Raw genomic sequence first — 23153 nt, 5'->3', positions numbered from 1 at the left:
AGGAGAGCTTAACTACAGGATGGGCTTGCCGCCGGTGACGGCGATCGTCGTGCCGGAAACGTAGCTGGAGAGCGGGTCGGCGAGCATGACATACGCCGTCGCAAGCTCGGCCGGCTGGCCGGGACGTTTCATCGGCACCTGCTTGCCGAATTCCTTCACCCGGTCTTCCGGCATGGTGGAGGGGATCAGCGGCGTCCAGATCGGCCCGGGCGCGACCGCATTGGCGCGTATGCCCTTTTCGGCCAGCAGCTGTGCGAGACCTGCCGTGAAATTCTGAATCGCGCCCTTGGTGGTCGCATAGGCGAGCAGCGTCGGGCTCGGACTGTCGGAATTGATCGAGGCCGTGTTGATGATGGCGCTACCCGGCTTCATGTAGGGAACCGTCGCCTTGGTGAGATAGAACATCGCATGGATGTTGACCTGGAAGGTCAGTTCCCATTCCTCGTCGCTGATGTCGCCGATGTCGGAAAACGTCGCCTGATGGGCAGCGTTGTTGACGAGGATATCGATCCCTCCGAACTCCTGGACCGCCTTGTCGATGATCGCCCGGCAATGCGCCGCGGTCTTGATATCGCCCGGCACCAGGACCGCCTTGCGCCCGGCCTCCTCGACCAAGCGTTTGGTATCCTCGGCATCCTCGTCTTCGTCCAGGTAGGAAATCAAGAGATCGGCGCCCTCGCGGGCATAAGCGATCGCCACGGCCCGACCGATGCCGCTGTCACCGCCGGTGATCACCGCCTTCTTGCCGGCCAGCCGGCCGGAACCGCGGTAGGAGAGTTCACCGTGATCCGGAACCGGATCCATGCGCCCGGTAAAGCCCGGCATCGGCTGCTGCTGTTCGGGAAACGGCGGAGTGGGATACTGGGCCATCAAAATCTTCCTTGTTGTCGAGGTCGCGAACTGATCGCCCCAACTGGCCTCGTCTGGAGTTGTTCCCAATCAAAATGCACAATCAAAAAAGAGAAAATGCGACGCGACCCCACCTTTCGGCTCACGCCCCAGGGGTGATTGCTCCGTCGCCCCGCCGCAGGCGTTTCAGCTGATTGACGATCCGCAGCGAGCTTGCAGCCCGCGCCGCCGAAAAATCCGAGCTCTTCGACAGGATTTGCAACATGTCCTCCGCCTCGTCTGCCGAGATGGTGCCCCGGGCGGCGAGGCCGTCGATCAGCATGAGCATCGCTCCCTCGACCGCGAGCGACCTTCGGCGCGTTTCCATTTCGATTTCATCGGCATCGGACATTGCAGGCTCCTTGAACTGTCACCTGCCGAATGGTTTGCAGAGAAGATTGTTCCTCATCTTCCGGCTCGGTTTTAACGCGAGCCCCGAAGTCCTTCCGTCGGTCAGCCGCCGTTCTCGCCGTCAACGGGCGATGATGGCTCCCGGTCGACCTTGCCGGGGCCTGCCTTGTAAAAATACTGGCTCGCGACCAGCCAACCCTTCAGCGGCCGCATCGGCGCAAGGCAGGTGATGAGCAGGAAAGGAAGCGAGATCAGCAGATGCACCCAGAATGGCGGCTGGAAACTGGTCTCGATCCAGACAGCAAGCGCAATGCTCGGAATGCAGCCGAAGCACATCACGAAAAAGGCGGGACCGTCTCCGGGATCAGCGAAGGAATAATCGAGGCCGCAGACCTCGCAGGCCGGACGCATCGACAGGAACCCGTTGAACAGATGCCCCTGGCCGCAACGCGGGCAACGGCCGCGCGGGCCGGTGCTATAGGGAGGAAGAGGCGCCCAGTTCGCGTCATGGGACATGGAAATCTGCCTTTCGTGACAGGAGACAAAATGTGTTTTCCGGATAGTTATCCGGCAGACCTTTATAACAAGTCGTTCCCTGCCGGGCACAATCTCGGCTTTTGAGGCTCGGCACGAAACTTCTGTCATCGATCTATGGCAGGCAGCTCCAAAACAATAGTCTGGCGTCGATCGAATCGTTGCCCTTCACCTTAGACGGAATTTCATGGCTTCAGAATTTTCAGGCCTCGGCATCGCCCATCAGGGTCATTTCACCCGGTTGAAGTGGCATCGCCTGCGCCGCAGCTTCAAGGACCCGCTGTTTTCCGCGCGCGTCATGGTGGAAGGTTTTCGCCTTGGAGCATCGACCGAACTCGACCTGCGCGTCCGCGCCGATGGCGGCTTCGTCGTGCTGCACGACGAGGAGCTCGACGGTGAAACCACCGGCCACGGCCTCATCCGTGATGCTTTGCCCGAAACTATCCGCGGCCTGTCGCTTCTGCAGGGCGGCCATCCGCCGATCCTCAGCGAGGATCTGGCGACGATGCTTCAAACAGCGCATCCGGACGCCCTGCTGCAGTTCGACATGAAGGACGACCTTGAGGCGATCGGCCGACGCGGCATGAATCATCTCGCCGATCATTTCGGCAATGCCGGCTCCTCGATCATCGTCAGCGGCGCCGATCTCGATCTTGTCGTCGCCATCAAGCAGAGACTGCCGGGCCTGAAGCGTGGCATCGACCCGACCGGCAAGCTCATGGAGATCTATCGCCATCAGGGCCTGAAGGCCGTCGAAACCGATCTGCGCGCCGATATCGCCGGCCCGACCGAGCCGGACACCATCTATCTGCACTGGCCGCTGGTGCTGCAGGCCGCCAAGGACGGGCTCGACCTGATCGGCCTCTGCCACGATGCCGGCAGGCTGGTGGATGCATGGACCTTCAACCTCAAGAACCCGGACGCCGGTTTCGACGAGGCAGAAGCCCGCAGCTTCTCCGCCCTGATGGCGCTGAAGCCGGATCAGATCACCACCGACGAACCGGTCGCCACGGAACGTGCCTGGGCGGCGATTTCCGGTTGAAGTTCATCAATCGTCCAACCCGAACGGATCGCGAAACACCCGCCGGCTGACCAGCTTCAGGCTGCGGTCCGGCTGGATGATGTAATTTTCCTCGACCCGCTGGCCGAGTTCGTTGCGGAACTCGTGCGGCACGACGCTGCCGATCGGCGACTTGGTGAGCTTGGTGCGCGGCTGGCCACGATAGGTGATGCTGCCGGGGATCGGCCGGATGCCCGGCCCGATGTCGATTGCTCCGGTGGTTCCGCCGCCGTCCGTGCTGCAGCCGGCAAGCGCGATCACGAGACCGGTTATGGCGATGATATTTCTCATGGGCTGATCCTTCCCGATGTCCCGCTGACGCGGTGGACTCACTGAACTTCGCGGATGTGCGGGAGGTTCCATACCACCCGGCGAGCCGATAAATCCTCTACCCATCGCCAAAATATCCGATACATCTGTGGGCCGCCAGTAACGCAATGGGGAGAATGACAGCCGTGACGAAAACCTTTGGAGCGATGTCGATCGCCGAGCTTTCCGCGCTCATCCAGATGGGCAAGGTCGATCCGATCGAGGTCACGGAATCGGTCCTCTCAGGTATCAAGGCCTATCCCGACAAGGCCGTGTTCATCTCGCTTCTTGAGGACCGCGCCCTCGCGGAAGCGCAAGGCTCCTCCAAGCGCCTTAAGGAAGGCCGCTCGCTCGGCCTGCTCGATGGCATTCCGATCGCCTGGAAGGACCTCTTCGACATCGAGGGCCTGCCGACCACCGCCGGCTCGAAAGTGCTGAAGAAGGCCGCGCCTGCGACGAAGGACGCAGCGATCGTCGATCTGCTGAAACAGGCCGGCATGGTCGCGGTCGGCCGCACCAACATGAGCGAATTCGCCTTTTCCGGCATCGGCATCAACCCGCATTACGGCACGCCACACAATCCGCATGGCAAGGATGCGCCGCGCATTCCCGGTGGCTCCTCCTCCGGTTCCGGCGTCGCGGTCGCAGCCGGCCTCGTGCCTGTCGCGATGGGCACCGATACCGGCGGTTCGATCCGTATCCCGGCTGGTTTCAACGGCATCGTCGGTTACAAGGCGACCCGCGGCCGTTATGCGATGAACGGCGTCTATCCGCTGGCGACCAGCCTCGATTCGCTCGGCCCGCTCTGCCGCACGGTGCAGGATGCGGTCTGGGTGGATGCCGCCATGCGCGGGCTCGCAGCACCGCAGACGGCCCGCCAACCGGCCCGACCGCTCGATATCGTGATCCCGACCAATATCGTCCTCGACGGCGCCGAGCCGGGCGTGGTGGCCGCCTTCGAAGCGGCGATCGAGCGCCTTGCAAAGGCCGGAGCCAGGATCACCCGCTTCGCCTTCCCGACCTTCGACGAACTCCCGAAGCTCATGGTCAAATACGGTCCGATGGTGACCGCCGAAGCCTTCGCCCTGCATCGCGAGAAGCTGTCGGGACCGGATGCCGAGGAGATGGACCACCGGGTGGTCGCCCGCACCCGCCTCGGAGAAAAGACCAGCCTGTCCGACTATATTGCCATCGTCGAAAACCGCGCCCGGATGATTGCCGAAACCGAGGCACTGGTCGGCGACTGCTTGGTCGCCATGCCATCGGTCGCCCATGTCGCCCCGCCGATCGCGCCACTGGAAAAGGACGATGAGCTGTTCTTCGCCACGAACGGCAGGACGCTGCGCAATACCGGCTTCGGCAACTTCCTCGACTGGTGCGGCGTCTCCATCCCGTGCGGCACCGGCGACGCCGGCATGCCGGTCGGCTTCCTCCTGTCGGCCAATGCCAATTGCGACGAAACACTGCTGCAGGCCGCCATGGCTTATGAGGAAATCATCAGAGGGTAGGAATGGCGGAGCCCGGATCGGCTCCAGCAGACATCAGCGCCCCCGCAAATTGCGCCCAGGTGCGCCGCATGGAAGAGTTGCCTCCCTGGACAGCTAACTAAGGAACCGTTTCCCCGTAACCGGGATCACGGCAGTTGCCTTTTGCTTGTTCCGATATCCTCGGGAGCCTAGCCTCTCCCCTGGATTTTGAGGAAAGTGGCGCACCATGCAACTCGATTTGAACGGCAAGACGGCATTGATCACGGGCGGCTCGAAGGGCATCGGCCTCGCCTGCGCCCAATCTCTCCTGTCCGAAGGCGCGCGCGTCGTCATCTGTTCGCGTTCCCAGGCGAATATCGATGCGGCTCTGGCAAAACTGCCCGGCGCGATCGGCTTTGCGGCCGATCTGATATCGGAAAACGAGGCGCTGTCGCTCGTCGACAAGATCGAAGCCGACGTGGGAGCGCTGGACATTCTCGTCAACTGCGCGGGCGCTGCGCGACGCACGCCGCCCCAGGACCTCAGCCCGGCCCACTGGCGGGCCGCGATGGACGCCAAATATTTCTCCTACATCAACGTCATAGACCCCGTGGTCAAACGGATGGCTGCCCGCCGGGCGGGCGTGATCGTCAATGTCATCGGCGGCGGCGGCAAGGTCGCATCACCGATCCACCTTCCGGGCGGGGCCGCCAATGCGGCGCTGATGCTGGCGACCGTCGGCCTTGCGAACGCCTATGCCGCCAGCGGATTGCGGATCATCGGCATCAATCCCGGCAATACCGAAACGGAACGGGTAACCGAGGGCCTTCGGGCAGAGGCGGCACTCCACGGCATCAGCGAGCAGGCGGCGCTCGAAAAGCTGGTCCAGCGCATCCCCCTCGGCCGTATGGCGACGCCTGACGAGATCGCCAACGTCGTCACCTTCCTGAGTTCGCCGAAGGCAAGCTACGTCACCGGCGTCGTGATCGGGATGGACGGCGCCCTCAACCCGATCGTCGTCTGACGGAACCTCTCGGACCCCGGCCGGCGTGCGCCACGCTGCCTTCCACTCATTTCCCTATTTCAGTCATTAAAGATGCAGGTCGATAACATGAGCAGCAATTCCGAGTTCCTTTGGTATATCCCGAACGATGTCAAAGCCGGCCATCGCGGCGATTCCTCCGCCGAGAACCACAACAGCCTGGAGACGCTGACCAGCCATGCCAAGGCGCTGGAGGAGCACGGCTGGAAAGGCGCGCTCGTCGGCACCGGCTGGGGCCGGCCGGATACGTTCACCATCGCAACCGCCCTTGCCGCCCGTACCACCACCTTCGAGCCGCTGGTCGCCATCCGCCCGGGTTATTGGCGGCCGGCCAATTTCGCCTCCGCCGCGGCCACGCTCGACCACCTGAGCGGCGGTCGAGTGCGGGTCAACATCGTCTCGGGCCAGGATAACCTCGCCGCCTATGGCGACAGCGAGGGCGATCAGGCGCATCGTTATGCGCGTACCAAGGAATTCATGCGGCTGGTCCGCCGGCTGTGGACCGAAGAAAACGTTACGTTCAGGGGCGAGCATTTCCGGGTCACCGGTTCCACGATCGAGCCTCGCCTCCAACCCCGCGGCGACCGCAGGCACCCGAAACTCTATTTCGGCGGCGCTTCGGAAGCCGCCGAACGGGTGGCCGCGACGGAAGCCGATATCCAGCTTTTCTGGGGTGAACCGCTCGACGGCGTGGGGGAGAGGATCGAACGGCTGAAGGCACTGAGCAGGCAGTTCGACCGCGACCTTCCTCCGCTTCAATTCGGATTGCGGATCACCACCCTCGTCCGCGACACGACCGAACAGGCCTGGGCAGATGCCGAGGCGAAGGTCGCCGAGATGGCCAAGGGCAAGGCCGGCAACTGGAACGACCACGGAAAGCCGGTCGCCGTTGGCCAGCGCCGGCTGCTCGAACTGCACGAGCGCGGCGATGTCCTCGACGACAACCTTTACACCGCACCCGGGAAATTCGGCGGCGGTGGCGCCGGCACCACCTGGCTCGTTGGTTCAGCGCAAGACGTCGCCCGTTCGCTGCGCAGATACGAGGATCTCGGCATCACCCATTTCGTGCTCTCCGACACGCCTTATCTCCAGGAGATCAAGCGGCAGGGCGACCAGTTGCTCCCGCTTTTGCGCCGCTGACGCGAAACGCCGGTTATTGCGGAACCAGTCGGTCTCTCCTCCGCCGTCAGGCCTCCAGACCAGCGTTATCTCATCGAAGACGACGGGCATTCTTCGACTGAAGCGGCGCCGCCGGGACTTCACCGACTGACAAAGAAAGCAACAGCTCCGGAACCATCGACCCGGAGCTTTTTTGATGTGGTGCGGGGCAGACACGCAGGCTTCCGAAGGTGGCAAGACAATTTCCGTGCGTCCCGGTCATACCTTTGGATAGGGGGAACAGTCCCCTTGTTCAATAGTCTCACCGCCTGCCTCGGCGTTAAAATTCCGATCATCGATACGAGCCGAGGGGCATCCTCCCATTTGCCTCCCTTCGACGTCGCGCCGACCCGAGATCAAGCACACTGAGAGTGAAGGAGACTTAAGGATGCACTCCCCACAGCCCGCGAAGGCCCAGTCCGCCCCCCCCTCGACAAGGCGCGACGACGTTTCAAGGTTTTGGGCGTCCGAGATCGACCTTGAAGGACTTGTCACCAGGCCGCCCATGGGCGATCCGGATCACTCCGGATCCGATCCGGCGCTCCGCCAGATCGCCGCCGGCGGCCTCACTCCCTGGCAGATGCGCAACGTGCAGACCTATGTCGACATGTATCTCCGCTCGACAATCCGCATCGAGGCCCTGGCAACTCTCTGCAACCTCAGCAGCGGCCACTTCCAGCGCGCCTTCAAGGCAAGCCTTGGCGAGACACCGCACAAATACGTCACCCGCATGCGCATGGAAACGGCCTGCCGGATGATGACCGACACCAACGAGCCGCTCTGCCAGATCGCCCTGGAATGCGGCATGACCGACCAGGCGCACCTCACCCACAGTTTCCGCCGCCTGTACGGAATTGCTCCTAATGCATGGCGAAAACAGATGCTGCGCGAAAGGTCTGGACAGAGCGGCCATGAGCCGGTCACTGTCGCGCTGAACTGACCAAATCGTTCGAATTTGCGGCGGCGCGGCTGCCAAGCCGATCAAAGGTGCCCCTGGCTGACGGCATTCCATCACAGGAGAATATCATGGCCCAGGAGCACCTGGATGCGGTAGAAGCGGCAATCGAAAACCTCGTGAAGCGCAGGCGCGAGCTCGTCGCAGCCCTTGTATCAAGCATCACGCAGACCCATACTGACGAGCTTCTGAGGGCGCAAAGCGCCTTGGAAGCGCTCTACCATGCAAAGGCCGACGAACAGCAGCGGATGCCATCCATCTAGGAAACTGGCGGCATCAAGAAAATCTGAACCAATGCCGGCTCTGCGCCAACGGCATCGGCGATAGGCCTCCCAGGCTAGTGATCCGGTTGATCGTGGCGATCAAATTCTTCGCACCCTGTTAAAATACCATAGGATTTATTCACCCGGTATTTCACGGAATATCTCAAAGATAGAGACCACCACAAAAGCTCCGCCAACCGATGACCCTGTATTCCCGTTTTCGCCAAGCTTTAATCATACCGCATATCAAGACGGCAATGCTCCGCACCCTCGCGGCTGCGATTGGAGCGATCGCGATTGTTTGGGTGTTGAGCCTGCTTGTTCCCCAACGTCCGTTCTGGGTAGAACTGACAGCCGTGGCGTTGATATCGGCCGCTGTTACATTTCCGCTTCAATTGGCGCTTTATCTGCGTAACGAAGCGCTTCGTGATACCCAAGAAGAGCTTCGGCAGGCGCTCGGTCGTGCCCCGGTCACAGGCACGATGCGCGCCGGCGAATTTGCGAATTCGGTCGAGCATGCGATAGAACGCAGACGCATAAGCAGCACGGAAAGCTCCGATGGTGTCTTGCTCGTTCTCAGGATTGATGATTTCGATGCGATCGATCGCCGTTACGGTCCACAATGGGCTGATACACTGCTTCAATCGATGGTCCGGATCGTATATTCTTCCGTGCGTTTTGGTGATCTCGTCGCCCGCCTTGCCTCGGACGAACTCGGCATCTATCTGCCCGGCACGTCAACGGAAAATGCCAGCAAGATCTGCGAGCGTATCCGCATGCAGGTAAGGGAAACCACGTTCACAGCCGGACAGGAGCGGCAGATATCGGTGACGGTGCGGCTTGGCGGCACCAGGGTCGAGCACCAAACCGACTTTCAGGCGCTGCGCGAGGCTGCCAACCGAGCCGCCATCGCGGAGGAGGAAGCCGGCTCGCCCCTGTTCCGGGAGCGGTTTTCTTGAGCGGGAAACCCTAGCGTCTGCCGCGCATATCCAGCCTTTCCGATCTTGAGGTCATGGATTTTCCTACCTCGCGTCGCCGTTACCCGTTTTCGTGGCCGCGACGCCGGCAGGGCTTAAGGCGCCGCAGCGCCAGACGCTATAGACCGGTTGGGTGTCCCAGTCATAATAGAAGGCCGCTCTCAGCCTTCCTTCATCCATCAGCTGTTCAAAGCTGCGGCGCACCGCACGAACCGCCACTTCCCGTGGGCGATCGTCGACCGGGCAGGAAAGTGCGGTGTTGGCAATGCCCCATTCGGTCACCCAGCACGGCTTGCCTTGACCTTCAGGCCGGCAGAAGTTGAGAAGCTTTCTGACATAGCGTGTCAGCGCCGCATCGTCCTTGCGTCCCGGATAGAGATGAATTCCATAGCCATCGACCAGCGCATCGATCCCTCGGGCCTGCAGGAGTGAAATGAACTCGCCGGGGTCGAGCCGTTCCATGCCGCGGCGGTCGGCCTCGCTTGTGCCGACATCGGAAAGCCCGGCCGAGATCAAAAGCGCCTCGCGGCTATGGACCGTCGCCCGCAACTCCTCCCGCGTGATGCGAACGGCACCGACATAGGCGTCAAGCCCGCGCCCGAACGCCGTGCGGTCTGCGACTTCCGAAACGTTGCGCGGCGTCCGTCGCCCGGGCTTTTCGTAGACGACGAGGTCGCCGTTGTAGGCGCTGTAGTTTATCTCGTTTCCGGGCTCAACGGCGTCGATGCGGATGCCCATGCCGTCGATGCGGCGAAGGGCCGAGCGCAACTGCGCCCGGTAAAGATCAAGGTCGAGATCCGAAAGCCGCTGAACATCCCAGACACGGCCGAAACCGGAGCGGGGACGTACCCCCGGGGGATAATAATCCCTGTTGCCGAGCTGGATCTCGAGAAGGACTTTCAGCCCCAGCCGGTCCGCGATTTCGAGCGCATCGATGCTCCTGTCCACCGGCATCGACAGCGAAAGCCGGACATGGGTGATGCCACTCGCCGCGATTTCCTTCAGGATGCGCTCCTGATCGGCACGAGAAAGCCAGGCGAGGTTTACCCGGTTGACGCCGATGCGATCGATAGCCACGTCGCGCGCGCCGGCCGGCGGCACCGGGGCAAACGCCCAGAGCACCGCCAGCGCACAGGCAAGGATCACGCGCATCTGCAGCGCCGCCTTCATCCGCTCATAGTCCGATCTGCCCCAGAGCACTGCGGAAATTCGCCTCGCACGCGGAATAACGGTCGATCACGGCCTGCGTGTCGATCTTGCCGAGGAAGTTGGCGAGATAGGCGCGCTTGTCCGTCTCCCTGTTCCAGGTGGAGGCCTCGATATAAGGGAAGCCGATGAATTCCAGCATTTCCCGCATCCGGTCGTCGACGGCGATCATCAGGGCAGGCGTGCCGGCCTGCATGCCGATGATACAACCATGGAAGCGGCGGCCGAAGCAGAGATCGCGCTCGGACATTGCCCCGCGCCACTGGTTCGTGTCGAAATAGACCAGCAACTCGTATTTCCGCTGCCATTTCTCCGAATGCTTGTATTCCGTGCCCCCGGTGATGCGCGCACTCGACCGGTCATAGGCGATGTCAGTGTCGCTGCCAGTCAGCGAAAGGTTGTAGGCAACAAGTTCGTCCTGCACGACATAGCTTGCGACACTGTCGGGCTTGAGCAGTGCGTGGGCGTCAACGATGGTGTCGGCGACGCTGCCGAGATAGCCGCCGAAGGCGATCTTCTGGGCTTCCGCCAGCGCCGGGTTGGCGAGCGCGGTCAGCGAACGTTTCATATCATTCGGCGAGAAATAGAGTGACGGGCAGCCCGTCGGCTTGACGAACTTCATCCCCTGCTCCCGCAGGAATTCGGCTGTGAAGTAACCTCGCGTGAGGAAGAAACTTTCCTTGTTCCGCAACACGTCCAGGAACTTGAGCGTACCGGCCGGCAGTTGATCCTTGAGGCCCTCTTTGCGCTGGATGCCGATGCCCATCACCACGATCGGCATCGTCAGCTTCGCGAAGATTTCCGCCTCGAGATCGGCGGAATAGCCGGGGCGCAGCAGATTGGCGGAGGCGAAGACGCATAGATCGAACTCGCGGTTCACCTGCTCGAAAATCTCGTTCGAGTCCCGATTGTTGGCCAGATGCCAGAACGGCAGATAGGTGACGTTATGGCCGCGCAGGCTCTCGGCCGCTCCCTCGCCGATCAGGTAGTTGCCGGTATTGGCGATCTTCCTGACCTGCGCGATCAGGTCCTTTTTTGTCCTCGTCTCATCGAAATAGGGCCGATGGATAACGGTCGTGCCGGAGACGTCCGCAATCGTCCGCTGCAGATAGGATGGAATGCCCGTAAGCAAGATACGCATGACTGTCCTCTGAACCGAAGGGTGATGGCTCGCGGGCCCTGGATAGGGCCTCGCTAAAGGCCGATGCCGATTTCGCGAAGCGTGGTGCGGAAGGCGCTCTCGCGATCGGAATACCGGTCGACGAGTTCGCTGGTGTTGAGCTGCGTCAGATGGTCGGCCACGAACTCGGCGCGATTCTCCGCCTTGTCGACCTCCATGATGTCGACAGCCGGCAGGCCAGTGAAGCCCAGCATCTCGCGCATGCGGTCGTCCACCGCCACCATCAGACTAGGAACGGCCGCCTGCATGGCGATGATCGAACCGTGAAAACGCCGGCCGAAATTGAAATCCATCGAGGAGGCCCAGCCGCGCCACTGGTTGTTGTCGAAGAAGGTGCGAACCTCGAACCGCTGCTTCTCCCGTTCAGTGCCGGGATAAGTCAGATCGCCGATCATCCGGCCCGACGCAGAATCATAGACACGGCCCTCGTCATTGGGCTCCACCTTCATATCGAAGTGAAGGAACTCGTCCTGCACGACGTATGGCGGTACGGTATCCTCAGGAGCGAGCGCATTCGCATCGAGGATCGCGTCCTGATTGCCGCCGAGATAACCCGAAAAAATGGTCTTCGCCTTACCGATCTTGACGCTCGGCAGCTTCTTCATCGACCGGCGCATGTTGTCCGGCATGAAATAGACGGAAGGGCAGCCGGTCGGGCGCACGAAGGAAAAACCCTGATCCTTCAGGAAGCCCGCGGACTCGTAGCCGCGTGTCAGGAAATAGTGCTCTCGCTCCTTCAGGACGGCCAGAAGCCGCTTCGTTCCTTCCGGAAGATTGTTTTCCAGGTCCTTGCGGTTCTGCAACCCGATGCCCAGCATGACGATCGGCATGTTGAGCCGGCTCAGCACATCCGCCTCGGCATCCGCGGAAAGCCCCTTGCGCAACAGGTTGGCGCAGGTGAAGACGCAGATATCGAAATTGGCGTTGAACTCATCGAATCCGCTGCCGCTCTTGCTCAGATTGTAAAGATGCCAGAAGGGAACCTGCTTGGCATGCGGCGCGAGCGCCCGCAGGGCGCCTTCGCCGATCAGGTAGTTCCCGGTATTGCTGATGTTGCGCAGCTCCTGCAGGAACTCCTCTTTCGTTTCCGGCTGCTTCTGCCGCTCCGAATAGGAGACGGACGAACCATGGGCGCCATTGGCAAGGCGCGTGTAGTGACCGGGAATACCCGTCACGAGAATTCGCGGGCGCATTCGACAAGACCTTTCTGTTTCAAAGGAGCGGCCCGGCAATCAGCCAGCTGCCGCGACCACGGGATTTGCCGCCGCCTGCTCGCGAAAGACCGCGGCGCGGGACAGTGACGAATTTTTCACGGACCGATCGCTCCACGCGATGAACTCCGAGAAGGAGGAAGTCCATGATCGGTGTGCGGCGGTTCTGATGCAGCCCTCCATGAGCGGCGCAAGTTTTCCGCGATTGCGCGCAACCTCTTCAATAATGCGTGCCATCTCCCTCACCATCTGAGGATCGGAAGCCGCGTTGATGAGTATGCCGTCCTCGCCGTCGCAAATGAGCTCGTCCACCGCGCCAACCGCGGTCGCGATGGGCACGCAGCCGAGTTGCTGTGCCTCGGCGATCATCAGCGGCGCGCCCTCCCACCGTGACGGCATGAGGAGAACATCGGCCCAGCCGAGCGCCTTGATGAGATCCTTGCTCGCAAAGACCGGCGGGCGCACGTCGACGCCGAGGTCCTTCAGCCGTTCACTCCAGGAGACCCTGGAATCGGCAAGAATTTCTCCCCCGATAGCCCGGGCGTCGAAGGCGACGTTGGCGGCCCGCAATTCCGCGAGCACCGCCGCCAGCCTGTCGATGCCCTTCTGCTGATCGAACCGGCCCATGTAGAGAATCCGCAAGCGGTCATCCTTGCGCTCGATCCGCCTGACGGCCAGAACCTCCGCCAGGGCTTTGGGCGGCACCGAAAAGCTCGCACCGTTCGCAACGGCGAAGACCTTCTCGTGCGGGACACCGTAGCTGTGCAGATAGATCTTGAGCTGTTCGGAACAGGTCAGGAAGGCATCGTAGCAATGTTCGTGGGCAATCGCTGCGAAGGGCTGACCGGCGGGCCTCTTGAAGGCCGTGTTGTCCACGACGTGCAGATAGCAGGCCGTGCGCGTGCCTTCGGAGCGCAGTCGCGCGATGAGGGGATGGACGGCCATCACGTGGTTGTTGATCACCAGGTCGAAACCGGAAAGCTGCCCTTTGAGCGCCTGCCAGTCGACAGAATGCTCCTCGGCGATGAAATCCTGTCCGAGGAAAGAACCCGAACCTCCCCAGGCCGGAATTCCCGCCTCCCAGAAATGGATGTAGTCGAAGCTGGAATCGAATTCGTCGATCACGTCCATCCGGGACGTGCCGAGCACGAAGAGGTGGGTCTCGTAACCGGCCGCCTTCAACTCCCGGGCCGCGGCATAGACGACCTTTTCAGCCCCGCCGAACGAGGCGTTCGGCACGAGCAGCGCCACGGTGCGCTTGCCCTCGTTGTGTCCGAGCGGCAGGACCGGCGATCCTCCGATCTCCTTGCGCAACGCCTTGTGGAGATCGGTATAGGGCACGAGCCGCGCCGGGCGCCAGGTCCACCGCCTGCCCGCCGTCTCGCGGAGGGGGCTCGAGGCAATCGCGTTGAGGCAATTGATCATCACCTGCTGAGGCGTGATGAGAGAGCGGCGCGGGAGGCTTCTTGGAAAAGGGAAGCGCACTTTCAGAACGGCCGATGTCGGCCATACCTGCTGGCTTGCGATCGAGGCGAACCAGTCCACGGCATTGTTCTGGACCACGTCCTGGACGATCCGGGTCGACAGGAAAACGAGATCGGCGGGGCCGATTTTTTGCGCGCCCGGCCCATGAATGACCGGCTCGATCTTGCGCTGGGCGGCATCGTTGGCGAGCTGGACGAAGACGACGTTGCTCACCTCGCTCAGACGCTCGAGATGAGCAAGCACGTTCGGCAGCATGCGCGAGCGTCGCAGAAGATCGAGCGCCGCGCCGCTTCCGGCGACCAGGAATGGTGGAAAATGTTCATTGTCCGGCTCGCCGATATTGCCCCAGAAGGCCGGAATGATGTCGTCGAGGCGAAGCATCGTCGGTGGCTTGGTGGGATCGGTGAAGAAGGAGATCGCTGTATCTTCCGTCCGCGCAAACAGGTAACGCGGGCAATCCTCGTGTTCGAAATCCACCAGCATCGGGCGCTGGAACAACGGCATGTGACGCTTGCGCAGGAAGCTGACCGACGTGGCGCGGTCGCGGTTCGCCTCCTTGAAGCGGCTTTCCGCCCTCAGCCTGTATTCGAAGACGGTGTCGTGGCAGGGGATGCCGACGAAACCGTGCTCGATGCACGACAGCCAGAATTCCCAATCCTCGAAACCGTTCTGCCGGTCGTCGTTGAAGCGGACGCCGTCCTTAAAAACCTCGATCGAGATCATCGATCCCGTATCGCAGATATTGTCGGTGATGCAGTGCACCAGCCGCGAATAGCGATTGCCGTAATGGGCGCGCCAGCTGACCGAAAATGTGTCGATATTCGTATAAACCCACCCGCAGCCGCTAGCGACGAGCTGCCGGTAAAGCGTTTCGATCGTGCCGGGAAGGATGCGGTTGTCGGCATCGAGGAAATAGACGGCCTTCGCCTCGGGAAAGTGCTCGATGACAAAATCGATGGCGCGATTGCGTGCGCCGCCCGGGCCGGCGTTACGGCCGAATATGACATGGATGCAAGGATGGGCCGCGGCGTAGAGCAGCAGCTGATCGAACGTCTCATGCCGCGGATCGCCGTCGACGGAGACGACGATGACGATCCGGCAGTTGCCGGGTTTCGAGGCAAGCACCGACTCGATCGCCTCAAGAGCAAGTGCCGCGTGACCGTAGAGAGGCATGGCCACGGCGATCAGGTCCGCTGGCTCCCTGTTACCGGACATCGGTGGCCTCCGTAAATTGCTTGACCATCCTGAAGCCCGACACTTTAAGCCAGGAGAAGTCGACGGAATCCGTCACTGCGCGGCTGAGGATCATCAGATCCATCGGGCCGCGTACCGGCTCGTCCAGCTGAATGTTGATATTGACGACCTCGCTGGAAGTGACTTCGCGCCATCCGCTGAAGAATGCCGACGGTCTGGCCGTGCCCTTTCGCGCGATCTCGGCGACTTCTGAACGCGCATTCGAATTTGCCGGCGCAAGCAGGAAGCTGACCGCCGCGGGCTTGCCTTCCGGATGATCGATAAAGGCCGTCACCGAAAAGGATATCGTTCCGGGCTCGACGGCGCGGCTGACCGCGCCGGCCGATATGCCGCTCGGCAATGGATGGCAGACGATGGCATGCTCATGCTCGAGGAATCGCACCGTCTGGAATTCCGGGACGATGGGCGTGACCGAAACGTCGGCGATCTGACTCAACGTAGCGACAGCCAAGCGATAGTCGACAGTGTACTGGCCTTCAAGCAGGTTGCTCGGCGCGATCATGTTGGGGGTTCTGGTGGGCTTGACCCCGGGCAACCCCGTGAACACCTTGAACGCCAGCGGGCGCAGGTCGAGATCCGGATGCGGAAGTTCCGAGCGCGCCGAATAACGCTCGCCGGCGATCGGATAGCCGAGCGAAAGGCCGATAGTCTCCGGCCCGGTCGCAGAGATCCGCAGCCGCAACGTGCGCGCAGCTCCCCCACAGGCGCGGGGCAGCGAGAAGAAATTCCAGTTCGGCACGAGCTGCGCATAGGGGACAGTCCACTCGGCAACCCCTTCGCCGCTCTCGAGATAGCTCAACGCGACGACAAGCTCTCCGCTGACTCTGGGCACCGAGTGAAGGTGAAGGGCAAACCCCGCCACGCCAAGGCTGGATACCGGCAGAAGTTGCTCGATAAAGGCTGCGGCAAGTAGCGGCCCGATGCCCTCGTCCTTCGGATCAGCATACGGATCGTGGGAGAAAATCTCCGAAACCGGCTCCCAGTTTCGCGCCTGGAACGCATCTTCGAGCGCCCGGTAGTTTTCCAGCAGTGTTTCTCGTTCCCTTCGCAGGATCGCAAGCTCCGAAGTGATCGAGGCGCTGTATCGCGCAAGCCGGCCGACGCTGCCTTCGGTCAGAGCCTGCAGAAGCGGGAGGCTTTCCGGCCTGTTTGCGGGATCAAGCCGGCGGATGGGAACGGCGGGGACCGTGCCCAATGGTCCAAGCAGCGCCAGACCCGCCTGCAGATCCGCCTCTCCCTCGTCCGAATAGGCGACGGCGACCAATGGAAAAGCATTCTGCAATGTCACCGGAGGAAGGCCATCGGCATCGAGGAAAACGACCTGATGCTCGATATCGCTTCCTTCGAAGCAGGACCGATCCCGGGCAGATGCCGCGATCAGCTTTCTCGTCACCAGTTGTTTCCCAATGCCGGAAGACGTCAAATTTAGCACGCACCGCCCCTGAAGAATTACCCTGCAACAAAGAACAAATATCCCGGATAACCAAACTTTATCAAAGTCATCCGGCGCCTTCGATGAGAAGCCTAACAACTAACATTGCAGCGCACAATAACAAAATTCAACCGATATAAAGAAATACACTCCAAATATACTTTAAAAATTGAAGTAATAATCATGAGGTCGCACCTTGAGTGCCTCGAAAAGACTTTCCGGTCAGCTTTTCAATGAGATTCTGTTGACGATTAAGGCATTCCGCCAGCCGGAAACGCCTCTCGACTGTCCGGCGCGCCGCAGCGCGCATCCCAAAATGACGTTCCGGATTCGCCAGGGCGCCGAGAATGGCCTCGGCGAGTGCATCCGTATCGAAGAACGGCACCAGAAGGCCATTTTTGCCGGAACGTATGACCTCCTGAACGGGCGCGGTATCCGATCCGATGACCAGCGCGCCACACGCCATCGCCTCCAGCACCGACCAGGACAAGACGAAGGGATAGGTCAGGTACAGATGCGCGGACGAGATCTGGTAGATCTGCCGTAAGACCGAATGCGGCACCGGGCCGGGAAAGACGATATTCTCCTGCGGTATGTCCAGCGACTTGAGGAGGTGATCCTTCCACGCCCCGCCGCCCGGCGGCGGCACGCCATAGCTGACACCGTCTCCTCCGACGAAGACGAACAGAGCATCGGCCCGTTGGCGCACGACCTTGGCGGCCGCCTCGAGAGCCTGCGGGAATCCGCGATACGGCTCGAGATCGCGCGCCACAAAGGTGACGATGGGAGGACCATCGGCACTCAGCACGCGTCCATCCGGAAGCGTAGCCGAAGCTGTCGGGTCGGGTCGAAACCGCGCCGTATCGATCCCCTCGTGACACACCGAAATGCGCCCCCGGGCGTCGGCAGGATAGAGACTTCTCTGCCAATGGGTGGGGCTGATGCCGGCCTCGATGGCCTCGAGGGACAGGAGTTGCGCGACATTGCGCAGCCGCAGCCTCTTGCGCGTCTCCAGATCGGGCCGATCGTCGGGGGAGAACCCGATATCTGCCCCTTCCGACCGGTAGAAGAACTCGCAATACCCCAATGCGGGCACCTGCGGGAGCACATCCTTCAGGAACATCATGCTTCCCCAGCCGATATGGCCGACGACGACATCGGGAACCATCCCCTGCCGCACCATGGCATCGAGCGTCTCGGCGACGCGATGACCGATTCGCGCATGGTGATCGGGAGTCCCCATATGTCGGGCCATATGGGGATCTGCACGCGGCCCCGCTTCCGCTCGATGTCGAACGACTCGAACGGAAGGGATCTTCTGATCTATGGTCTCGGTGATGAGGCTGACCTCGTTGCCCTGCTGTGCGAGTTGGGCGGCCAAGGCAGCGAACTGACCGAAACCCCGTCGGTGAACAAACGCCACGTGCATCGCGTCTATTCCCCCACGGCCAAGGGCACGCCCTCACCCACCATTCAAACGCCGTACCGTGGGGTACTGCCCCAAGCCAGCTCGAGCTGATGCAAAGTCTGGAATGCCGTTTCAAGCATCCGTTGCTCCTGGTCGCCACGATTCACCGCGCGCTCATAAGCCATCGCTGCGTCACGGAGATTTGCCCTGAGCTGCCGCCCCTTCTCCGTCAGCTTGATGCGTGCGGACCGCTTGTCGCGCTGGGAGGCAACCCGATCGATGTAGTCACCATCGCCAAGCTGTTTCAGATAATAGGAAACGTTGGAGCCGACATAATGCCCCCGATCCAGGAGTTCGGCGACCGAGAGTTCCGAATCGCCGATTGCCAGCAGAATCATCGCCTGTGCCGGCCCGATATCGTCGACCCGAAGCTTGGTCAGCTCCGCACGGATCAGGCCCGAGAACCGCCGGCTTGCCCGCTCCATGAGGCGAGCGAGCTCGAAATATGTAACCTGTTGGAGGTCCCCCAACTCTGCATCCTGAGGATGCTTGGGGTCTGTCTGTGCCGTCTGGCCCATTTGAACTGTCAGTTCGCCGTTCAGATCAACAGGCAAATTAAGCACAACTTCTTCTTTCATCCCACTCTCCATTTCAGGAAAATACTTCAAAAATTGAAGTAATATTCAACTACGCCCATTCCCCCCAATTGCCATGAGCTTGCATAAGCCCTCCGTTATGTGCCAGATTGGAGGAAGCAATACTATCCTTCGGTTTAGCTATAACGAAATACGTCCTCCGACTGATTGATCTAACGTTAACTTGAGGCAAATTGCCATGCGCGATACTGTTCAAAATGGGACAACAATCAAGGGGCAAATCCGGGGAGGTCGAAAACAAAGCAGCCCAGGGTTGCTGGTATCACAAGCAAAACGTGTATTTCTGTCGGGATTGTTTTATGCCGCGGCACTGAGCGTGTGCCTGAATTTGTTACAACTGACGATGCCTCTGTTCATGCTGCAGGTCCATGACCGGGTGCTCAACAGTCAGAGCATGGACACGCTTGGAATGCTCATCATTCTGGCCGTCGGCGCCCTTGTCGTGCTCGGTGTCCTGGAATTCATCCGTGCCCTCTCGTTCCAGGCCATGGGAGGTGCGCTTGTGCGCCGACTGAACATGCCCGTCCTGGCCGCCGCCGTTCAGGCCTCGGTCGACCAGGGCCTGTCGCGCGCCACCCAGTCGCTTCGGGACATCTCGGAATTGCGAAGTTTCCTGACCTCGTCAGCAGTCACTGCGCCCCTCGATGCGGCGTGGTCGCCGATTTTCCTTGGCGCCCTTTTCCTTTTGCATCCGCTTTTTGGTCTTATCGGAGCCGTTTCCGCCGCTCTGCTCCTCTGCGGCGGGCTGATTACGGACATTTTGACCCGCCAACTCACCAAGGAGGCGAATCAAACGAATATCGAGGCGGTGTCCAAGATCGGTGCTTCGCTGCGACATGCCGAGGCAATCGAGGCAATGGGCATGCTGCCGGCCCTGGCGGCCCGTTGGCGCGCCCTGCAACTGGAGGCCCTCAGCGCCTTTGAAACGAGCGGGCGCAGGAGCAAGGCGATGTCGTCCATTACCCGCAGCCTGCGCTATTCCATCCAGATCATTACCCTATCGGCCGGTGCATTTCTGGTGCTGCAGCAGGAAATCACGCCCGGCGCGATGATGGCATCGAGCATCCTGGTTGGGCGCCTCCTGATTCCCTTCGATTCGCTCATCGACAATTGGCGGCAGTGGGTGCTGGCGGCCGGGGCCTGGCATCGTCTGGAGGCCATCCTCACGGCGGACGTTGCGATCCGCCAGACGATGCCGACGCCGCATTCGTCGGGCGACATCGTGGTCGACAAGCTCATTTACGCAGCCCCCGGCCTGGATGTGCCGATCATCAAGGGCATTTCTTTCTCCCTCTCTCCGGGCGAGGTTCTGGGCGTGATCGGCCCTTCCGCCGCGGGCAAATCGACACTTGCGCGCCTGCTGGTCGGCGTTCTGCGCCCCACATCCGGCGGTGTCTTCCTCGACGGCAACAATACCTATCTCTGGGAGCGCAGCTCGTTCGGCCAGATAGTCGGATACCTGCCGCAATCCGTCTCGCTTCTGGAAGGCACTATTCGGGAAAACATCGGGCGAATGGCGGACAGCGATCCATACAAGGTACTGGAGGCGGCGCGGCTGGCCGACATTCATGAAATGGTCGGGCGCCTGCCGCTCGGCTACGATACGCCGGTCGGCGACGGACATCTGACCCTTTCCGGAGGGCAGCGGCAGCGTATCGCGTTGGCGCGCTGCCTCTACAACCAACCTCGCCTCATCGTGCTCGACGAACCGAACGCGAATCTGGATGCGATCGGCGAGCGAGCCCTTATCCGCGCGATCCAGCGCGCCCGCGAGAGTGGCGCCATCGTCATCATTATCGCTCACAGGCCGGCCATCATGCAGGTCGCCGACAAGCTGCTCGTGCTTGAAAACGGCCGCATCACCCAGTTCGGACCGCGTACGTCCGTGGTTCCGGCCACGATGCCGGGCGAAACAGCCCGGGAGGTAGCCGCAATATGACCGGGCACAAACCCCTCATGATTGAGAAAAAGCAGCTCGCGATCCGCGCCGATCTCTCCGAGCGCCAAATCCAGCGATATCAACCGGCCTTGCCGAATGCCGGCCCATCGAACCTGGAGTTCGACCAGTTTGACAGCCGTTCACCGCTGCGCGGTCTCGTCATTGCGGGGCTCGCCACGATCCTCGTGTCCTTCGGCGGATTTTTTGCCTGGGGGTTTTCGGTCGAACTCAGCAGCGCGACGGTCGCCAACGGCACGGTCATCGTCGATTCGAAACGAAAAACTATCAGCCATTTCGAAGGCGGCGTGATGAACCGATTGCTGGTCCAGGAGGGCGACAAGGTTACCGTCGGTCAGCCCCTGATCGAACTGGAGGATACGCGCGCCCGTTCCAGCCTCCGGTCGCTTCAGGCCCGGCGCATTGGCCTGATCGCCAAACTGGCTCGACTGAAAGCTGAACAGAATGACGCGCCGCAAGTCAGTTTTCCAAGCGATTTCGGCGACGCCTGGGGTGTTACGATCGACGACTCCGTCAGGGCGGAGACGATATTTTTTGAAAAGCGGCGCGAGACCAAGCTCGGACGCGTCGAGGTCCAGAGAAAGACGATCGAGGAACACCTCGAACTGGCAGCGTCATACGACATCCAGATCGAGGCGACCGACCGGCAAATCGGCTTCATCAAGGAGCACCGCGCGGCGATGGACTCATTGGTGAAGATAGGCGCCGCACCGCGTACCCAGATCATCGAGATCGACTCCAGGCTCAGTGAGCTTGCGAGGCAACGGGGCGAACTCGTCGGCAACAAGGCCCAGTCCGAAAAGGCCGCAGCCGGCGCGCAGCTTGCGCTGACTGGGATCGAAAGCGACTTTCAGTCGACGATCGCCGGCGAAATCGCCACCGCACGGGTCGATCTCGCCGACGTCGAACAACAGATCACCGCTTCGAAGGACGTGCTGCGGCGCCTTGAGATCCGCTCTCCGCAGGATGGCATCATCAGCAACATCTTGGTGCGCACCCCCGGCAGCGCGGTCACGCCCGGCCAACCGTTGCTTGAGATCGTTCCGGAGAATGAGCCGCTGCTGGTCGAGATGCGCGTCAATCCTCGCGACATCGACAGCATCGCCGTCGGCTCACATACCCAGGTCCGGCTGACGGCCTATAATCAACGGTCCCGCCTGCCGATGGAAGGTACGGTCATTTATGTCGCCGCGGACCAGTCGGTCGACGAGAAATCAAACAGTGCGTTTTTCGTCGCGCGCGCCAAACTCGACCCGGCATCGCTCAAGGCAAACCCTGATGTGCGCCTCTATCCCGGCATGCCGGCAGAAGTGCTGATCATCCACCAGCCACGCCGCGCGATCGACTACATCACCTCCCCCGTCCTCGAAAGTTTCAATCGCGCTTTCAGGGAAGATTAGTATCTGAATGGAAAGAAATGCTGCACAGCAGAAATTGTTTCGAATATTGAATTGGTTTCAAAGTAAAATACGGAAATTTTAATTTATATAACTGGAGATTATTGGGGTAATGTGCCGGTAATATTCAATTCAGGAAATATATTTCCCAACATCTGGCATTTTGTCTCGAGACATGCTTGCGCTTCCGTTTTTTGCAGTGCACATTTCAAGCGCGAAATCGTCGCACCCGCGCCGACAACGCACTCGTACAAACCTGAAGAGGAGAGGCAGATGGCCACATTGGAAGGCGGAGCATACGACGATGCCCTGTTCGGTTCCCGCTTCAACGACTTCATCCGCGCCCATGGGGGCGATGATTTCGTAAACGGCGGTAACGGGCACGACATCGTGTTCGGCGGTGAAGGTGACGACATCCTGTTCGGCGGAAAGGGACATGATACCCTGTTCGGCGACGAGGGCGACGACTTGCTGAACGGTGGAGATGGCAACGACAATCTTGTCGGCGGCTGGGGTGATGATCTTCTTTACGGCGACAAGGGCAACGACACCCTGCTCGGCGGACATGGCAATGATCTTTTATCCGGCGGCAAGGGTGCTGACATCCTCTACGGCGGCGACGGCAACGACATCATCGATGGCGGCGCTGGCAACGATATCCTGGTCGGCGGTGCTGGCCATGACGTCTTCGTGTTCGGCGGCGGCGGCGGCAATGACGTCATTCTCGACTTCACCGCTGGCGAGGATATCCTGCAGATCTCGAAGGGCATCAATGGCCTCGACGTGACCTCGCCGGACGATCTGGCCTCGCGCGTCACCCAGGTCGGCGGCAATGTCGTCGTCGATCTCGGCCATGGCGATACGCTGACATTGGTCAATGTCGACGCTGACGACATTCATGCCAATCCCGAGAACTACTTCACCGTTCACTGAGCATGATTTCTGCGCGCCCTGCCTCCTCCCG

21 protein-coding genes are annotated in these 23153 nt (G+C 61.1%); 10 read left to right on the top strand and 11 right to left on the bottom strand.

What is annotated here, in order from left to right; translation table 11 throughout:
* Positions 1 to 12 precede the first annotated feature (12 nt).
* The 3 genes from AC1D3C_RS13050 to AC1D3C_RS13040 all read right to left on the bottom strand — a co-directional run bounded on the left by AC1D3C_RS13050 (position 13) and on the right by AC1D3C_RS13040 (position 1755).
* Positions 13 to 870, bottom strand: coding sequence for an SDR family oxidoreductase (locus AC1D3C_RS13050; protein WP_477483178.1), 858 nt, complete (start codon positions 868 to 870; stop codon positions 13 to 15).
* A 121-nt stretch (positions 871 to 991) separates the two neighbouring features.
* Positions 992 to 1240, bottom strand: coding sequence for a hypothetical protein (locus AC1D3C_RS13045; protein WP_038544728.1), 249 nt, complete (start codon positions 1238 to 1240; stop codon positions 992 to 994).
* Positions 1241 to 1341: 101 nt separating this feature from the next.
* A complete protein-coding gene (locus AC1D3C_RS13040; protein ID WP_247032366.1) occupies positions 1342 to 1755 on the bottom strand; it encodes a DUF983 domain-containing protein in 414 nt (137 codons plus the stop codon).
* A gap of 205 nt (positions 1756 to 1960) precedes the next feature.
* Here AC1D3C_RS13040 and AC1D3C_RS13035 point away from each other — a divergent pair, with 205 nt between their 5' ends.
* Entirely contained in the window at positions 1961 to 2815 is an 855-nt protein-coding gene (locus AC1D3C_RS13035) for a glycerophosphodiester phosphodiesterase (protein WP_477483177.1), read from the top strand.
* Between the two features lie 6 nt (positions 2816 to 2821).
* Here the strand turns inward: AC1D3C_RS13035 and AC1D3C_RS13030 are convergent, their stop codons facing one another.
* On the bottom strand, positions 2822 to 3124 hold the full coding sequence (locus tag AC1D3C_RS13030; protein ID WP_038589106.1) for a hypothetical protein: 303 nt from the start codon (positions 3122 to 3124) through the stop codon (positions 2822 to 2824).
* Between the two features lie 164 nt (positions 3125 to 3288).
* Here AC1D3C_RS13030 and AC1D3C_RS13025 point away from each other — a divergent pair, with 164 nt between their 5' ends.
* From AC1D3C_RS13025 to AC1D3C_RS13000, 6 genes are all read left to right on the top strand, one after another.
* Positions 3289 to 4650 carry an amidase gene (locus tag AC1D3C_RS13025; protein ID WP_477483176.1) on the top strand — a complete coding sequence of 454 codons (1362 nt, stop codon included), beginning with the start codon at positions 3289 to 3291 and terminating at the stop codon, positions 4648 to 4650.
* Positions 4651 to 4855: 205 nt separating this feature from the next.
* Positions 4856 to 5632: an SDR family oxidoreductase gene (locus tag AC1D3C_RS13020; RefSeq protein WP_477483175.1), complete on the top strand. Its 777-nt coding sequence runs from the start codon at positions 4856 to 4858 to the stop codon at positions 5630 to 5632.
* An 87-nt stretch (positions 5633 to 5719) separates the two neighbouring features.
* A complete protein-coding gene (locus AC1D3C_RS13015; RefSeq protein ID WP_477483174.1) occupies positions 5720 to 6790 on the top strand; it encodes an LLM class flavin-dependent oxidoreductase in 1071 nt (356 codons plus the stop codon).
* Positions 6791 to 7196: 406 nt separating this feature from the next.
* Entirely contained in the window at positions 7197 to 7748 is a 552-nt protein-coding gene (locus AC1D3C_RS13010; protein WP_477483173.1) for a helix-turn-helix domain-containing protein, read from the top strand.
* Between the two features lie 86 nt (positions 7749 to 7834).
* Complete coding sequence (locus tag AC1D3C_RS13005; protein ID WP_038544740.1) at positions 7835 to 8026, top strand: hypothetical protein; 192 nt, start codon at positions 7835 to 7837, stop codon at positions 8024 to 8026.
* A gap of 200 nt (positions 8027 to 8226) precedes the next feature.
* Positions 8227 to 8985 (top strand): GGDEF domain-containing protein, encoded by a 759-nt coding sequence (locus AC1D3C_RS13000; RefSeq protein ID WP_477483172.1) that lies wholly within the window; start codon positions 8227 to 8229, stop codon positions 8983 to 8985.
* A gap of 63 nt (positions 8986 to 9048) precedes the next feature.
* Here AC1D3C_RS13000 and AC1D3C_RS12995 read toward each other — a convergent pair whose 3' ends face one another.
* The 7 genes from AC1D3C_RS12995 to AC1D3C_RS12965 form a co-directional block, all read right to left on the bottom strand.
* Complete coding sequence (locus AC1D3C_RS12995) at positions 9049 to 10155, bottom strand: glycoside hydrolase (protein ID WP_477483254.1); 1107 nt, start codon at positions 10153 to 10155, stop codon at positions 9049 to 9051.
* A 22-nt stretch (positions 10156 to 10177) separates the two neighbouring features.
* Positions 10178 to 11350 (bottom strand): polysaccharide pyruvyl transferase family protein, encoded by a 1173-nt coding sequence (locus AC1D3C_RS12990; RefSeq protein WP_477483171.1) that lies wholly within the window; start codon positions 11348 to 11350, stop codon positions 10178 to 10180.
* Positions 11351 to 11403: 53 nt separating this feature from the next.
* Positions 11404 to 12582 (bottom strand): polysaccharide pyruvyl transferase family protein, encoded by a 1179-nt coding sequence (locus AC1D3C_RS12985; RefSeq protein WP_038589119.1) that lies wholly within the window; start codon positions 12580 to 12582, stop codon positions 11404 to 11406.
* Positions 12583 to 12621: 39 nt separating this feature from the next.
* On the bottom strand, positions 12622 to 15300 hold the full coding sequence (locus AC1D3C_RS12980) for a glycosyltransferase (protein WP_477483170.1): 2679 nt from the start codon (positions 15298 to 15300) through the stop codon (positions 12622 to 12624).
* A complete protein-coding gene (locus tag AC1D3C_RS12975) occupies positions 15290 to 16771 on the bottom strand; it encodes a DUF6212 domain-containing protein (RefSeq protein WP_038544750.1) in 1482 nt (493 codons plus the stop codon). The genes AC1D3C_RS12980 and AC1D3C_RS12975 overlap by 11 nt, the downstream gene beginning before the upstream one ends.
* A 181-nt stretch (positions 16772 to 16952) precedes the next feature.
* A complete protein-coding gene (locus AC1D3C_RS12970; protein WP_477483169.1) occupies positions 16953 to 18200 on the bottom strand; it encodes a glycosyltransferase family 4 protein in 1248 nt (415 codons plus the stop codon).
* A 44-nt stretch (positions 18201 to 18244) separates the two neighbouring features.
* Entirely contained in the window at positions 18245 to 18757 is a 513-nt protein-coding gene (locus tag AC1D3C_RS12965) for a MarR family winged helix-turn-helix transcriptional regulator (RefSeq protein WP_046600977.1), read from the bottom strand.
* A gap of 256 nt (positions 18758 to 19013) precedes the next feature.
* Between AC1D3C_RS12965 and AC1D3C_RS12960 the strand changes: the two genes are divergently transcribed.
* The 3 genes from AC1D3C_RS12960 (at position 19014) to AC1D3C_RS12950 (ending at position 23122) form a co-directional block, all read left to right on the top strand.
* Entirely contained in the window at positions 19014 to 20774 is a 1761-nt protein-coding gene (locus AC1D3C_RS12960; RefSeq protein ID WP_038544756.1) for a type I secretion system permease/ATPase, read from the top strand.
* A 17-nt stretch (positions 20775 to 20791) separates the two neighbouring features.
* The gene (locus tag AC1D3C_RS12955; protein ID WP_477483168.1) at positions 20792 to 22192 is read left to right on the top strand and encodes an HlyD family type I secretion periplasmic adaptor subunit; all 1401 of its coding nucleotides are present in this window, start codon (positions 20792 to 20794) and stop codon (positions 22190 to 22192) included.
* A gap of 270 nt (positions 22193 to 22462) precedes the next feature.
* Positions 22463 to 23122, top strand: coding sequence for a calcium-binding protein (locus AC1D3C_RS12950; RefSeq protein WP_038544758.1), 660 nt, complete (start codon positions 22463 to 22465; stop codon positions 23120 to 23122).
* Positions 23123 to 23153 lie beyond the last annotated feature (31 nt).

The sequence above is a fragment of the Neorhizobium sp. P1_A6 genome, assembly GCF_056406795.1.
The sequence above is the reverse complement of the archived record's forward strand: the minus strand, read 5'-3'. Positions and strand labels throughout refer to the sequence as shown.

Excerpts from the sequence above, each read along its gene's own strand:
- AC1D3C_RS13005 (WP_038544740.1), top strand. The coding sequence starts at position 7,835 with ATGGCCCAGGAGCACCTGGATGCGGTAGAAGCGGCAATCGAAAACCTC.
- AC1D3C_RS13040 (WP_247032366.1), bottom strand. The coding sequence starts at position 1,755 with ATGTCCCATGACGCGAACTGGGCGCCTCTTCCTCCCTATAGCACCGGC.
- AC1D3C_RS12960 (WP_038544756.1), top strand. The coding sequence starts at position 19,014 with ATGCGCGATACTGTTCAAAATGGGACAACAATCAAGGGGCAAATCCGG.
- AC1D3C_RS12965 (WP_046600977.1), bottom strand. The coding sequence starts at position 18,757 with ATGGGCCAGACGGCACAGACAGACCCCAAGCATCCTCAGGATGCAGAG.
- AC1D3C_RS13035 (WP_477483177.1), top strand. The coding sequence starts at position 1,961 with ATGGCTTCAGAATTTTCAGGCCTCGGCATCGCCCATCAGGGTCATTTC.
- AC1D3C_RS13010 (WP_477483173.1), top strand. The coding sequence starts at position 7,197 with ATGCACTCCCCACAGCCCGCGAAGGCCCAGTCCGCCCCCCCCTCGACA.
- AC1D3C_RS12985 (WP_038589119.1), bottom strand. The coding sequence starts at position 12,582 with ATGCGCCCGCGAATTCTCGTGACGGGTATTCCCGGTCACTACACGCGC.
- AC1D3C_RS12995 (WP_477483254.1), bottom strand. The coding sequence starts at position 10,155 with ATGCGCGTGATCCTTGCCTGTGCGCTGGCGGTGCTCTGGGCGTTTGCC.
- AC1D3C_RS13030 (WP_038589106.1), bottom strand. The coding sequence starts at position 3,124 with ATGAGAAATATCATCGCCATAACCGGTCTCGTGATCGCGCTTGCCGGC.
- AC1D3C_RS13000 (WP_477483172.1), top strand. The coding sequence starts at position 8,227 with ATGACCCTGTATTCCCGTTTTCGCCAAGCTTTAATCATACCGCATATC.
- AC1D3C_RS12990 (WP_477483171.1), bottom strand. The coding sequence starts at position 11,350 with ATGCGTATCTTGCTTACGGGCATTCCATCCTATCTGCAGCGGACGATT.
- AC1D3C_RS12955 (WP_477483168.1), top strand. The coding sequence starts at position 20,792 with ATGATTGAGAAAAAGCAGCTCGCGATCCGCGCCGATCTCTCCGAGCGC.
- AC1D3C_RS12980 (WP_477483170.1), bottom strand. The coding sequence starts at position 15,300 with ATGTCCGGTAACAGGGAGCCAGCGGACCTGATCGCCGTGGCCATGCCT.
- AC1D3C_RS12970 (WP_477483169.1), bottom strand. The coding sequence starts at position 18,200 with ATGCACGTGGCGTTTGTTCACCGACGGGGTTTCGGTCAGTTCGCTGCC.
- AC1D3C_RS13050 (WP_477483178.1), bottom strand. The coding sequence starts at position 870 with ATGGCCCAGTATCCCACTCCGCCGTTTCCCGAACAGCAGCAGCCGATG.
- AC1D3C_RS13020 (WP_477483175.1), top strand. The coding sequence starts at position 4,856 with ATGCAACTCGATTTGAACGGCAAGACGGCATTGATCACGGGCGGCTCG.
- AC1D3C_RS13045 (WP_038544728.1), bottom strand. The coding sequence starts at position 1,240 with ATGTCCGATGCCGATGAAATCGAAATGGAAACGCGCCGAAGGTCGCTC.
- AC1D3C_RS13015 (WP_477483174.1), top strand. The coding sequence starts at position 5,720 with ATGAGCAGCAATTCCGAGTTCCTTTGGTATATCCCGAACGATGTCAAA.
- AC1D3C_RS12950 (WP_038544758.1), top strand. The coding sequence starts at position 22,463 with ATGGCCACATTGGAAGGCGGAGCATACGACGATGCCCTGTTCGGTTCC.